Source organism: Kitasatospora sp. NPDC088134 (assembly GCF_044741705.1).
Lineage (GTDB): Bacteria > Actinomycetota > Actinomycetes > Streptomycetales > Streptomycetaceae > Kitasatospora.
In genome coordinates, this window is sequence record NZ_JBIUTD010000005.1 from 222,808 (window position 1) to 235,478 (window position 12,671).

At 75.2% G+C, this 12,671-nt stretch carries 14 protein-coding genes; 5 read left to right on the forward strand and 9 right to left on the reverse strand.

Annotated elements, in window-relative coordinates; genetic code table 11:
• Positions 1–64: 64 nt before the first annotated feature.
• Genes ACIOHG_RS11020 through ACIOHG_RS11030 form a run of 3 tightly spaced genes read right to left on the reverse strand, consistent with a single transcriptional unit; the run spans position 65 to position 4,076 of the window.
• A complete protein-coding gene (locus ACIOHG_RS11020; protein ID WP_400948149.1) occupies positions 65–1,150 on the reverse strand; it encodes a serine/threonine-protein kinase in 1,086 nt (361 codons plus the stop codon).
• A 1-nt stretch (position 1,151) separates the two neighbouring features.
• Positions 1,152–1,649, reverse strand: coding sequence for a hypothetical protein (locus ACIOHG_RS11025; RefSeq protein ID WP_400948151.1), 498 nt, complete (start codon positions 1,647–1,649; stop codon positions 1,152–1,154).
• A 3-nt stretch (positions 1,650–1,652) separates the two neighbouring features.
• Positions 1,653–4,076 (reverse strand): FHA domain-containing protein, encoded by a 2,424-nt coding sequence (locus tag ACIOHG_RS11030; protein WP_400948153.1) that lies wholly within the window; start codon positions 4,074–4,076, stop codon positions 1,653–1,655.
• A gap of 145 nt (positions 4,077–4,221) precedes the next feature.
• On the opposite strand from ACIOHG_RS11030, the gene ACIOHG_RS11035 reads away from it, so the two are divergent.
• The gene (locus ACIOHG_RS11035) at positions 4,222–4,500 is read left to right on the forward strand and encodes a hypothetical protein (protein ID WP_400701005.1); all 279 of its coding nucleotides are present in this window, start codon (positions 4,222–4,224) and stop codon (positions 4,498–4,500) included.
• A gap of 86 nt (positions 4,501–4,586) precedes the next feature.
• Here ACIOHG_RS11035 and ACIOHG_RS11040 read toward each other — a convergent pair whose 3' ends face one another.
• The 5 genes from ACIOHG_RS11040 to ACIOHG_RS11060 form a co-directional block, all read right to left on the reverse strand.
• On the reverse strand, positions 4,587–5,423 hold the full coding sequence (locus ACIOHG_RS11040) for a hypothetical protein (protein WP_400948154.1): 837 nt from the start codon (positions 5,421–5,423) through the stop codon (positions 4,587–4,589).
• 13 nt (positions 5,424–5,436) lie between these two features.
• Positions 5,437–7,116, reverse strand: a complete 1,680-nt coding sequence (locus ACIOHG_RS11045; RefSeq protein ID WP_400948157.1) for a protein kinase — start codon at positions 7,114–7,116, stop codon at positions 5,437–5,439.
• A 326-nt stretch (positions 7,117–7,442) separates the two neighbouring features.
• The gene (locus ACIOHG_RS11050; protein WP_400948160.1) at positions 7,443–7,733 is read right to left on the reverse strand and encodes a dsRBD fold-containing protein; all 291 of its coding nucleotides are present in this window, start codon (positions 7,731–7,733) and stop codon (positions 7,443–7,445) included.
• On the reverse strand, positions 7,730–7,903 hold the full coding sequence (locus ACIOHG_RS11055; RefSeq protein WP_400948162.1) for a hypothetical protein: 174 nt from the start codon (positions 7,901–7,903) through the stop codon (positions 7,730–7,732). The genes ACIOHG_RS11050 and ACIOHG_RS11055 overlap by 4 nt, the downstream gene beginning before the upstream one ends.
• 50 nt (positions 7,904–7,953) lie before the next feature.
• The gene (locus ACIOHG_RS11060) at positions 7,954–8,472 is read right to left on the reverse strand and encodes a phosphohydrolase (protein WP_400948163.1); all 519 of its coding nucleotides are present in this window, start codon (positions 8,470–8,472) and stop codon (positions 7,954–7,956) included.
• Positions 8,473–8,648: 176 nt separating this feature from the next.
• On the opposite strand from ACIOHG_RS11060, the gene ACIOHG_RS11065 reads away from it, so the two are divergent.
• A complete protein-coding gene (locus tag ACIOHG_RS11065; RefSeq protein WP_400948166.1) occupies positions 8,649–9,281 on the forward strand; it encodes a uridine kinase in 633 nt (210 codons plus the stop codon).
• 25 nt (positions 9,282–9,306) lie between these two features.
• Here the strand turns inward: ACIOHG_RS11065 and ACIOHG_RS11070 are convergent, their stop codons facing one another.
• Positions 9,307–10,098, reverse strand: a complete 792-nt coding sequence (locus ACIOHG_RS11070; protein WP_400948168.1) for a DNA-formamidopyrimidine glycosylase family protein — start codon at positions 10,096–10,098, stop codon at positions 9,307–9,309.
• Between the two features lie 97 nt (positions 10,099–10,195).
• On the opposite strand from ACIOHG_RS11070, the gene ACIOHG_RS11075 reads away from it, so the two are divergent.
• From ACIOHG_RS11075 to ACIOHG_RS11085, 3 genes are all read left to right on the forward strand, one after another.
• Positions 10,196–10,960, forward strand: a complete 765-nt coding sequence (locus tag ACIOHG_RS11075; RefSeq protein ID WP_400948171.1) for an alpha/beta fold hydrolase — start codon at positions 10,196–10,198, stop codon at positions 10,958–10,960.
• Between the two features lie 255 nt (positions 10,961–11,215).
• Positions 11,216–12,178 (forward strand): GNAT family N-acetyltransferase, encoded by a 963-nt coding sequence (locus ACIOHG_RS11080; RefSeq protein ID WP_400948173.1) that lies wholly within the window; start codon positions 11,216–11,218, stop codon positions 12,176–12,178.
• Between the two features lie 161 nt (positions 12,179–12,339).
• Entirely contained in the window at positions 12,340–12,612 is a 273-nt protein-coding gene (locus ACIOHG_RS11085; protein ID WP_400948175.1) for a hypothetical protein, read from the forward strand.
• Positions 12,613–12,671 lie beyond the last annotated feature (59 nt).

Sequence of the window (12,671 nt, forward strand, 5' to 3'; positions counted from 1 at the left end):
CGTCCCGACACATCACTGAAACACCGTCACGCCACGAATGCCCCGACCCCACCGACGCCCACGGTCAGGAGCGCCGCCGCCCGGGCTCGTACACCGGCCACGCCCACTCCGGCGGCAGCGGCGGCTCCGGCCGCCGGTCCCCGGCCACCGGCCGCGCCCCGTCCCGGACCGCCCCGCCCCGGGCCACCGAGGCCCGGGCCGCCGGGGCCCGCCCCGTCGAGGGCTCAGGAGGCGCGGCCGTCGCGGCCGCCCGCAGCGCCGCCGTGAACTCCAGGCAGCTCCCGTGGCGCTCCTGGGGCCGCTTCGCCATCGCCCGCTCCAGCACCGCGCCCACCCCGGGCTGCAGGTCGGCGCGCTGCTGGAGTACCGACGGCGGCGGGTCGTTGAGGTGGGCCCAGAGCAGCGCGAGGTCGTCGTCGCGGCGGTAGGGCGGCCCGCCGGTGAGCATCTCGAAGACCACGCAGCCCAGGCTGTAGACGTCGCACCGCCCGTCCACCGGCTTGCCGGAGATCTGCTCGGGGGCGACGTAGTCGAGCGTGCCGACGAACTGGCCGACCGAGGTCAGCCCGGTCAGTGAGAGCGACTTCTTGGTGAGGCCGAAGTCGGTCAGGTAGGCGTGCTCGGGGTGGTCGGGGTCGGTGCCCTCGGCGATCAGCACGTTGCCGGGCTTGACGTCGCGGTGGACCAGGTCATGGGCGTGCGCGGTGTCCAGGGCGGAGGCCACCTGCACGGTGATCCGCACCGTCTGGGCGATCGTCAGCCGGCCTTGCCGGTCGAGCAGCCCGCGCAGGTCGCGGCCGCGCACGTACCGCATCGCCAGGTAGAGCACCCCCTCGGCCTCGCCCGCGTCGTAGACCGGGACGATGTTGGGGTGGTCGAGCGAGGCCGCGATCCGGGACTCCCGGACGAAGCGCTGCCGGAAGGTCTCGTTGCGGGCCAGTTCGGGGGCGAGGAGCTTGACGGCGACGGTCCGGCCCAGCCGCAGGTCCTCGGCCCGGTAGACCACCGCCATCCCGCCGTGCCCGATCATCCGCTCCAGCCGGTAGCCCGCCACCGTCCGCCCGGCCAGTTCGCCCGGCTCGGCGGCGAGCAGTGACGGTTCGTCACCGGTCGGACCGCCGCCCGGCGGCCCGGCCGCGGGGTGCGCCACCTCAGGCCCTCCGCTCGCGGTCGACGGCGGCGAAGGTCTGCAGCTGGGTGGCGTCGCAGTAGTACCAGCGGCCCCGGTCCAGGTCGAGCAGCCAGGCGTGCGGGCCGTCCAGGACGGCGCCGAGCCGCAGGTCGCGGGTGCCGTCGCGGAAGGTCTCCAGGTCGATCCGGCCCGCCGTCCAGTCGTCGACCAGGCGGCGGTAGGTGGCGAGCGAGCGTTCGAGCGCGGCGAGCAGCGGGCGCGGGTCGTCGCTGGTGGCGAGCGGGGCGCCGGTGGTGGGCGGCGGGTGCGGGAGGGCGACCAGCAGGCGGCCGTCGACCCAGGCGGTCCAGCCGTTGGAGCAGACGATCCGGGCCCAGTTGCCGTGCGCCTCGGCGAGTTCGACGGGCAGCAGGGCGTCCAGGGCGACGCCCCCGGCGGCGGGTTCGGGGGCGGTCCAGGTGGCCATGCCGTCGGCCGGGACGACGTGGGTGGGCCGGAAGCCGCCGGGGGTCCCCACCGGCTACCGCCGCATCACGGCGGGTTCGTGGCGGCGCAGCAGCCGGGCGACGACCAGTCCGTAGCCGACGGCGAGCACCACCAGCATGCCCATGTCGAGCAGCCAGGTCCTCGGCGCGTGGGCGAACAGCGGGTCGTCGGTGAGGGCGCCGGGGACGATGCTGTGCAGGTCGATGGTGGCCGCCATCGCGCCGAGCGCCCAGCGGGACGGCACCAGCCAGGAGAGCTGGTTGAGCACCGGGACGTGGTCGAGCTGGAGCAGGGCGCCGCAGAACACCACCTGGACGATGGCGACCAGCACCAGCAGCGGCATGGTCACCTCCTCCTTCTTCACCAGCGCGGAGATCAGCAGGCCGAGCATCATCGCGGTGAGCGAGAGCAGCGCGACGGCGAGGGTGATCTCGACCAGCGGGGGCAGCAGGACGCCGCTGCCGCCCTGCGGCCTGAGCTTCACGCCGATCAGCGCGACCATGGTGAGGACCACGGACTGCACCACCGTCACGGTGCCCAGCACCAGGACCTTGGAGCAGAGGTAGGCGGATCTGGAGAGTCCGACGGCGCGTTCGCGCTGGTAGATGGTCCGTTCCTTGACGAGTTCGCGCACCGCGTTGGCGGCGCCGGTGAGCACGCCGCCGACGCAGAGGATGAGCAGCGCGTTCAGGGCGGTGTCCTGGTCGAGCCGACTGCCGGCCAGGGCGTGCGCCATGGCGCCCATCACGAACGGCAGGGCGATCATGACGGCGAGGAAGGTGCGGTCGGCGGCGAGCGCGCTGGCGTAGCGGCGGCAGAGCGTGCCGACCTGCCTGCGCCAGCGCCGCGGCCTGGGCCTGACGACGGGCGTCTCGGCGGCGGGCATCTCGGTGGCGGCCGGAAGTCGACCGTCCGGGGTCGGGCGGTCCCGGCGGTCCGCCGGGGCGAGCGCGCCGGGCCAGTCGACGGCACCGCCGGCCGGGGTGCTGACGTAGCTGCGGTAGGGCGCGGAGGCGCGGAACTCGCCGGCCCAGTCGCGGTCGGTCTGGGTCTCGAAGGCGTCGAAGGCGTCCGGCCAGTGGGCGAAGCCGAAGTGGCCGAGGGTCTCGCCGGGCGGGCCGTACCAGGCGATCCGGCCGCCGGGGGCGAGCAGCAGCAGCCGGTCGCACAGGTCGAGGCTGAGCACGCTGTGGGTGACCACCACGACGGTGCGGCCGTCGTCGGCGAGGCCGCGCAGCATCTGCATCACGGAGCGGTCCATGCCGGGGTCGAGGCCGCTGGTCGGCTCGTCGAGGAACAGCAGGGAGGGTTTGGTGAGCAGTTCGAGGGCGACGCTGACGCGTTTGCGCTGGCCGCCGGAGAGGCTGGAGATGACCTGGTCGGCGCGCTGGGCGAGGCCGAGTTCCTGGATCACCTCCTCGACCCGGGCGGCGCGTTCGGCCGGCGCGGTGTCGTCGGGGAAGCGCAGTTCGGCGGCGTACCGGAGGGCCTTCCGGACCGGGAGCTGGGTGTGCAGGATGTCGTCCTGCGGGACGAGTCCGATGCGCTGACGCAGTTCGGCGTAGTCGCGGTAGAGGTCGCGGCCGTCGTAGCGGACGGTGCCCCGGTCGGCGGGGCGCAGCCCGGTGAGGGCGTTGAGCAGGGTGGACTTGCCGGCGCCGCTGGGTCCGGCGACGGCCAGCAGGCACTTCTGTCCGACCGGGAAGCTGACCTGGTCGAGCAGGGTGCGGCCGCCGTCGACCTGGACGGTGAGCCCTTCCACGTCGAGGTCGATGTCGCCGGTGTCGACGAACTCCTGGAGTTCGTCGCCGACCAGGCAGAACACCGAGTGGCCGATGCCGACCAGGTCGCCGGGGCCGACGGCGGCGCGCAGCACGGGCTGACCGTTCAGGTAGGTGCCGTTGTGGCTGTCCAGGTCGGCGATCTCGTAACGCCCGTCGGGGCGGGCCCGCAGTTCGGCGTGGTGCCGGGAGACCGAGAGGTCGCCCAGGACGAGGTCGTTGTCGGTGGCCCGGCCGATCCGCACCACCTTGGCGGGGAGCGCCCGGACGCTGGACGGTGGCCGGAACGAGCCGGTGATGGCGGTCAGCGCGGACGGCCGGCGGCCGGGCAGCGGGTGGACGGCGGTCGGCTCGGGCAGCGCGCTGAAGGTGCAGCGCGGGCCGTCGGAGGGGCTGCCGAGGCAGAGCACGGTGCCCGGTTCGATCTCCAGGTGGACGATCCGGCGGCCGTCGGCGGCGTACGTGCCGTTGGTCGAGCCGGTGTCGTCGACGATCCAGTGGCCGTCCCCGACGTGCAGTTCGGCGTGGTGCCAGGAGACCCGGGGGTCGGTGAGGACGATGTCGCCGGTGGGATCGCGCCCCATCGCGTAGGTGCGGCTCGGGGTGATGACCGTCGAGTCGCCGCCGGTTTCCAGGATCAGTTTCGGCGCGGTGAGCGCAGCCTCTCGCTCTCCCATACGTCGATGCTAGACCTGGCGGCGGGCACCCGCCCGGGGGGCGGTTTTCGGTCTTCCGGGTGACAGTGGGAAACGGTCGCCGCGGGTTGGGTACCTGTGGGGTCGGGACCGAGCGGCCCGTTGGGCGGCGGATGGGAGCGGGCTTGTGAACACCTGGGCAACCTGGACCACTCAGGGCATTCTCTCCGGCCACGGTGGTGTGCGGACCGTGGAAATCGGCGTCATCACCGGGGACCTGACCCTGCACACCATGTGGATCGACGGCGAGGCGCGACTGACGGTGCAGTACAGCGGCGCCCTCGACTGGTTCACCGTGGAGGGCAGTCCCGTGGCGGCGGCCGACGAGGCCGCGGCGCGCGAGGTGCACCAGCACATGGTGGAGGCGGCGAAGACGGGCGGGGGTGCGACGGCGCCCCGGGCCTGAGCCCCGGCGAACGCGGCCGGGCCGGCACCGACGGACTGTTCGTCGGTACCGGCCCGGCCGCATTGCCGTGCCCACGGGCAGGAGGGCTACGGGCAGGAATAGGTGAACGCGGCCTCGGCGGTGCGGCCGCCGCTCGGCTCCAGCACCTCCAGCCTGGCGGTGGCCGCGGCCTCACCCTGACCCTGGAACGTCCAACGCAGCGTCACCTCGGTGCGGTGGCGGCCCCGCAGGACGTGCTGGGTGATCGGACCGGAGTCGGTGCCGTCGCTGCGCACCCAGCGGTACGTCACGTCGCCCTCGCCGCCGTCGGTCTCCAGCACGCCGGCGATCACGGCGGTGCCGTCGCAGGTCGGCCCGCCCTGGGCGACGGCCGCCACCCCGACCACCTCGACGGAGCGGCCGTAGCGGTCCCACAGCAGGTAGCCCAGCAGCGTCAGCAGCAGCACCAGCGGGATCAGCAGCCACCGGTCCCAGCGCCGCCGGGGCGGCTCCGGCTCCGTGGCCGGGCCCTCCCCGTGCCAGACCGCGGCGGCGAGCGGCGGCACGCCGGGGCCGTACCGGCGCAGGGCGGCGTCGGCGGGCACGGCATCCGCGACGGGCGTGGGCGCCGGGGCGAGCACGGTCTCGGCGGGTTCGATCCGGACGGTCTGCTCGGCGTCCGGCCCGGCGGGAACGGGCGGCACGGGGCCGAGCTGCACGGTCGCGGCGGGGTCCGCCACCGGCGGGGCCAGCCGGAAGGTCTCCTCGTCGGCGGCCTGCGGCGCGGCCGGGCGCAGCATGACGGTCCGGTCGTCGCCCTGCGGTTCGGCGGGCCGCAGCCGCACCGTCTCCTCGGGGACCGACGGAGTCGACGGAGCCTCGGGCTGCGGGGGGCGGCGCACCGGGCCGAGGCGGAGTCCGGAGTCGGGGGGCATTTCGGTCATCGTCGGACTCCTCTCACGGCACCGGGCAGATCATCAGGTACTTGCTCGTCGTTCCACTGGCGCCCCCGGGATTGGTGGTGATCTTCGCGCTCACGTAGTGGACCCCGCTTCCGGTACGGCAAGCAAAGGTGTGAGCCTGCGTGACGGACCTTGCACCGGCGGCAACCGTCACGGGGGCATCAGTCGTGGTGGGGCCTGAATCGTCGATCCACGTGAAGGTGGCTGTCGCCCCGCTGCTGCCCGCAGGGTCCACCGAAAGCGAAGCGCTCGCCGTGAGGGTGTATCCGCTGAGGCCACCAGCGACCCGAACCACCTTCACCGTCACCGGCGGGGCAGTGCTGGAGGCCGGAGGTGCGCTCGGAGGAGCGGGCGGCGTGGTGGTGCCGCTGGTGGGTGGGGGTGCGGTTTTGGGCGGGCTTGTCGGCTTGGTGGTGGCGGAGGCGGTGGGGCTGGGGTCGGCGGTGGGCGAGGCGCTGTCGGTGGGGGTGGGCGGGGCCGAGGGGGCGGGGGTGGTCGGGGTGGGGGTGCCGGGAGTCCCGGGGGCGCCGGGGAGGAGGCTGGTGGTGGCCTTGGGGGCAGCGACGGGCTGCGGGTCTCCGACGGCGCCGCTCTCGCCGACGGCGCCGCTCTCGCCGGCGGCGGCGACCGCGCCGAGCGCCCCGACGGTGATCACCAGCGCGCCGACGGTGGCGAGCAGCGGCCCGCGCAGCCGGGGCCGGGGGCGGGGCTTGGGGGCGAGCACGGTGGTGGCGTAGGAGGTCGCGCCGGGCGGGACGCCGTCGCCGAGCGGGGTGGGGAGCAGCAGTGGGAGCAGGGCGACCAGCGCGGCGAGGCGGCGGCGGCCGCGTTTCTCCCAGTCGGCGCCGTAGGCGGCTCCGGCGAGGGCCTCCAGTTCGTGGACCAGGGCCTCGGCGCCGGCCGGGCGCTGCTCGGGGGTCTTGGCGAGGCCGGCCCGGATGAGCGGGCGGAGCGCCTCGGGGGCCTGGGTGTCGGGGATCTCGGCCTCGGTGTGCTGGACGGCGAGTTCCATCAGTGTGGTGCCGGCGTAGGGCTTGGCGCCGGTGAGGCATTCGAAGAAGGTCGCGGTGGCGGCGTACACGTCGGTGGCGGGCGAGGCGGCCCGGCCGGCCCACTGCTCGGGGGCCATGTAGGCGGGGGTGCCGGCCACGGTGCCGCCGGTGCCGGCCCGCACGGCGATACCGAAGTCGACCAGCTTGGACCGGCCGTCGACGGTGACCAGCACGTTGCCGGGCTTGTAGTCGCGGTGCACGACGCCGGCCCGGTGCGCGGCGGCGAGGCCGAGCAGCGAGCCCTTGAGGACGACCAGGGCGGCTTCGGGGCCGGTCTCGCCCTCGGCGCGCAGCAGGTCGCGCAGCGAGATGCCGTCGACGAGTTCCATCACGATGGCCGCGCCGTGCGGGCTCTCGACGTACTCGTAGAGCCGGGTGACGTGCGGGCTGTCGAGGGTGGCGAGCAGTTCGGCCTCGACCCGGAAGGCGTCCTGGTCGGGGTGGTCGCCGAGCAGGTACTTGATGGCGACGGGCGTGCCGGTGGCCCGGTGGTGGGCGAGGACGACGCGGCCGGAGGCGCCGGCGCCGAGTTCGCGTTCGTGCGCGTAGTCGGGCAGTTCCCAGCGGGCGTCCTGCGGCGGCGGGTCCGCGGGTCTGCCGGTGGGCTGCTGGTCGTTCGTCATCCGTTCCCCCCGTCGCCCCTGTCGGTCCGGGGGCGGCTGTCGTGCGTGCGGCGTGCGCGGGTGCACGGCCACCGTGAGTGACGCGTCCCCGCACCGGAGGGGTTCCGGAGCGGGGGCGCGGGAAAGTCACGATTCGGTTCTTTCGTACACCGTGCACGGCTGACGGTCCGTCAGGGCGGTTCGTCCGTGCACGGTGGCATTGTCTCGGCGGTCACGGAGCGTGGCGCCGGTGGCCGTGCGGGGGCGGCCACCGCACGGAGCGGTGGCCGGTCCGGCGCGCGGCCGCCCCGCATCCTAGCGCTGCGGCGGGCGGCCGCTCGGGCGGGTCAGGGGAGGTCCCGCCGACGGGCGGAGTCGGCGGCCTCGGCGGCGGTGGAGCCCTGCTGGATCAGCTGCCGGCCGAGGGCGTCGAGGGCGCGGCCGACGGCGAGTTCCTCGCCGATCGCGGGGTCGGCAGGGTCGTACCGGCTGCGGTGGGCCTCGGCGTCGGCCTCGATCAGCCGGACGCCGGTGTCGAGGACGGCGTGCGCCTGGGTGAGGTCGCCGACCTCGACCACCCGGAGCCGGACGTTCCATTCGGTGCTGTGCGGTGCGGGCACCGCCGGGTGCGCGCTCACCGCCGGTCCTCCTGCTGCGGGGGCTCCGCGAGGCGGTCGCCCTCGGCCCGGGACTCCTCCTGGGCGTGCATGATCTGGTAGGAGGTGATGCCTTCCTCGGGGTCGGCGGCGCGGACGTCGTCCTCCTCGCGCCGGGCCTTGTCGTCGAGCCGGTCGTTCATCCCGGACATGCTGGGCTCCTCGCTCTCGGCCCCCTCCGCTCCCCCTCCCCTCCAGCGTGCTACCGCGTGCGGGATCGGTCGAGTTCGGCCAGCAGGTCCGGGTTGACGATGCCGACGATCGTCCGGACGTCCTCGGGCGCGGCGGCCGGCCAGAGCACGGCGCGGGCGGCCCGGTAGCGCTCGGCGAGCCGGAGCCGGTCGGCCTCGGGGAGCCGGGCGGCCCGGTCGGCGCGGGAGTTGTGCGCGTTGTCGGCGATCTTGACCAGGGTGGCGTCGGGGTCGGCGACGATGCCGTGCAGCATCTGCGCGTACTCGGTGCCGGGCTGCCGGGTGACCAGCCGGACGGTGGCCACCACGGCGGCGGGGACGCCGGCGGCGAGCAGGTCCTCGGCGGTGAGCGGGGTGTCCTCCAGGACGTCGTGCAGCAGCCCGGCCATCTGCCGCTCGGCGCCGAACGGGGCGAGGCCGACCGCGACGGCGCGCACGTGCTCGACGTAGCGCACCCCGATCCGGTCGTACTGGCCGGCGTGGGCGCGCTCGGCGAGCGCGTCGACCTCGGCGAGGGTCAGGTCCGGCACGGCGGGCTCCCGGGGTGGTGGATGATCGGTCGTCGGGAAATATAGTCCGCGCGACGGCCCGCCGGACGGCTCGGCCGATGGCCCGGCGGACGGCCCCGGTGGGTGGTCCGGCAAGCGGCCCGTCGGACGGCCCGGCCGCCGGGAGGCCGGTGGAAGGTGGAAGGAGGTGGCGGCGGGTGCGGGTGACCCCGATCTCCCCGGAGCGCCTGGTCGAACTGCTCGCCGGGCGGATCGACGCCCTGGCCGGGGACGACCGCCGGCTGCGGGTCGCGGTCGACGGCGCGGCCGCGGCCCGGCCCGAGGCGCTGGCGGACGCCCTGGTGGAGCCGCTGCAACTGCTGGGGCGGCCGGTGCGGCGGGTGTCGGCGGGCGGCTTCCTGCGTCCGGCGTCGATCCGCTTCGAGTACGGCAAGCAGGACCCGGACGCCTTCCACGACCTGTGGCTGGACCAGGGCGCGCTGCTGCGCGAGGTCCTCGACCCGCTGGAACCGGGCGGGGACGGCCGGATCCTCCCCTCCTACTGGGACCCGGTGACCGACCGCTCCACCCGGGCCGGGTACGTCGAACTGCCGCCGCGCGGGGTGCTGCTGCTGGACGGGTCGTTCCTGCTCGGCCGCTGGCTGCCGCTGGAGCTGACGGTGCACCTCGCGCAGTCCCCCGCCGCGCTGGCCCGCCGCACCCCGGCGGAGGAGCGGTGGACGCTGCCCGCGTACGAGCGCTACCGGGCGGAGACCGACCCGGTGGCGCTGGCCGACCTCACCGTCCGGGTCGAGGACCCGCGGCACCCGGCGCTGGTCGAGCCGGTCTGACGGCCCGTCGGCGGCAGGTGCGGTTTCAACTCGTCGGGGCCGGGCCGCGCTGGCAGCGCGGGCACCAGTGGGCGACCCGCCCCTGGTCGTGTCGGCCGGTGCGGATCGACGTACCGCAGCGGATGCAGTCGCGCCGCGTCCGGCCGTAGACCCAGTGCCCGCAGCCGGGGCGGGTGTCGCCGGTGGTGATGTGGCCGGGGCGGAACCTGTTGGCCTCCAGCAGTTGCCGGGCACGCTCCAGCAGCCGGTCGAGGTCGGGGAGTTCGGCGACCGGTGTCCACGGTGTGACCCCGGCCAGGAAGGACAGCTCGACGGCGTAGACGTTGCCGATCCCGGCCAGGTTGCGCTGGTCGAGCAGGGCGGCGCCGATCGGGCGCTGCGGGGCGGCGAGCAGCCGGCGGCGGGCCTCGGCGGCGTCCCAGCCCGGGCCGAGCAGGTCGGGGCCGAGGTGGCCGACCGCCCGGTGCTCCTCGGCGGTGCGCAGCAGTTGGACCACCGGCAGCCGGTAGCCGACGGCGGTGGCCCGCTCGGTGCCGAGCAGCGCCCGGATCTGGAACGCGGGCCCGCCGCGCCAGCGCTCGCCGGGCCGGAACAGCTCCCAGCGGCCGTCCATCCGCAGGTGGGTGTGGAGCGTGACGCCGCCCTCGAACCTGGTCAGCAGGTGCTTGCCGCGCGGCACCGTGCCCAGCACCCGACGGCCCGTCAGGTCGGCGGTGGCGTGGGCGGGGACGCGGAGCTCCGCCGCCGTCAGGACCTGGCCGGTGAGCGCCTGGTCGAGCCGGTGGGCGAGGTGGTAGATGGTGTCTCCTTCAGGCACTCCCCCATCATGCCGCCCGCCACCGACACCGTCGCCCCGAGGGGCGGGTCGGGAAACCTGCTGGTCAACGACCTTGCCCTGCCCTAGGGTCGACCGAATGACGATCATGCATGAGGTGGCCGGGGACGGCCCCGCGGTGGTACTGCTGCACTCCTCGGTCGGCGACCGGCGGATGTGGGACGGCCAGTGGGAGGCGCTGCGCGCGGCCGGCCACCGGGTGGTGCGCTGCGACTTCCGCGGGTTCGGGGAGACCCCCTGCGCGGACCGCCCCTACGACAACGTGACGGACCTGGTGGAGTTGCTGGACGGGCTCGGCATCGAGCGGGCGGCCCTGGTCGGCGCCTCCTTCGGCGGCCGGATCGCCCTCCAGTTCGCGGCCCTGCACCCCGGGCGGGTCGATTCGCTGACGCTGCTCTGCCCGGCCCGCCCCGGCCACGAGGCGAGTGCCGAACTCGAGGCGCTGGACGACCTGGAGGTCGCCCTGGTCGAGTCCGGGAAGCTGGACGAGGCGGTCGAGCTGATGGTCGACACCTGGCTCGGCCCCGACGCCGACGGGGCGGCCCGCGCGCTGGTCCGGGTGATGCAGCGCAACGCCTACGAGGTGCAGCTGGCGCCCGAGGTGGAGATCTCCCCGACCCCGGTCGAGGCCGACCTGCGGGACGTGACCGCGCCGACCCTGGTGTACTCGGGCGCGCACGACCTCCCCGACTTCCGGCGGATCGCCGCCGACCTGGCTGAGCTGCTGCCGAACGCCGAGCACCGCGAACTCCCCTGGGCGGGCCACCTCCCGGCCCTGGAGCGCCCCGCCGAGACGGCGGAGCTGGTGCTCGCCCACCTCGCCTCGGTCGCCGGTCGTTCCTGAGCCACATTCACCCTCCCAGGTGAACCGGTCCGGCCCGGATCGACCGCTTGTCCGGTCGGGCCGGGCCGACAGGCCGTCAGATCCGCCGCTCCGCAAGCCTCTCCGGGCAAGCGGAAACGGTTCTTCGCAGACGCTCCATCGGTTCAAACATGCTTGCTGTCCGGCTCGAAAAACCCGTGCACGTGATCGAGCGTCCTGATTCGATACCGCGTGATCGGCCTCCCCGGGAGGACACCCCACGACTTGGACGGCAGTATGCGCGACATCATCTTCGACACCGACCACCACCACGGCCATGAGCTCGGCCCCGACGGCGGCTCCGCGGCGCTGCTTGCCCGGCTGGAGACGTACTACGACGCGGTGCCCCGGTTCTCCGCGACGGCCGAGGAGCACGGCCCGTTCACGCTGTTCCTGCGCACCGGCGAGGGCTGGCACTACTACGCCCGCCCGACCCTGGGCAGTTCCGGCCCGTTCACCGCCGACCAGGTGCAGCAGGTCCGCGCCCGGCAGCGCGCGGCGGGCGCGCCGGAGAGCTTCGAGTGGGTGCACGAGACCACACCGGGCCTGCGCGCGGCGGTCGAGGCCGCCGGCCTGACGGTCCACGCGCACCCCCTGCTGGTCCTCGACCTGGACGACGCCGCCGTCCCCGCTCCTACCTCCGCTCCCACTCCCGCCCCCGTTTCGGCTTCGGCTTCGGCTTCGACTTCGACTTCGACTTCGACTTCGACCGAGGACGGCGGGGCCGAGGTCCTGGTTCTCTCCCCCGGCGACCCGCTGCTGCCGAGCGCCGTCGCGCTGCCGCACCTGGCCTTCGCCGAGCCGGGCACCGCGGTCGGCACCGCCGGCCCCGAGCAGCTCGCGGCCGCCGCGCGGGCCGCCGCCGACGACGGCTCGGCGGCCCGCATGGAGGGACGAATAACGGCGGGGCGCACCGTCCTCGCCGCGGTCCCCGGGCCGGACGGCCTGGCGATCTCCTCCGGCTGCCACCAACCGGTCGAGGGCGTCAGCGAGATCGTCGGGATCGCCACCCTGCCCGCGCTGCGCCGCCGGGGCCTGGCCCGCCGCCTCACCCTGGGCCTGGTCGAGCATGCCCGCGCCACCGGCGTGCGGACGGTGTTCCTCAGCGCGAGCGACGAGGCAGTGGCCCGGATCTACCAGCAGGTGGGCTTCCGCCGCGCGGCCACCGCCCTGATCGCCGAGCCGCCGACCACGGACTGATCGGCAGCGGGTCGGCTGCCGGCGGGTCGGCCGGTGGCCGGTCCGCCGACCGGGGAGTGACCGGCTCCAGGCCGTTCACCGGTGTGCCGTTCGGCCGGGCGCCACCGCCGGAGCCGTCCCGGGCGGGCGTCCTGACGGCGGGTCAGCGGCGCGACGGACCGTTGCCCGGCCAGAGGGCGGCCCCCGCAGCCGACTTCGGCGCGGACGCCGCCGTGGGCCTCGCCGTGGGCCTCGCCGTGGGCCTCGCCGTGGGCCTCGCCGTGGGCCTCGCCGTGGGCCTCGGGTCCGGCTCGCTGCCCGGCTCTGCCCGGCTCTCCACGGCGCGGCGCCGGGCAAGGCTGCCGGGCATGGGTGACATGGGCGGTGCCTGGTGGTGGCAGGTGGGCGAACTCCCGGCGCACGACCGGATGTTCGAGCGGGCGTTCGCGGGTTAGAACCGGCGTCCGGCCGGGCACATGGTTGCTACCTGGGACGCGGGGAAGCGCCGGCGGGC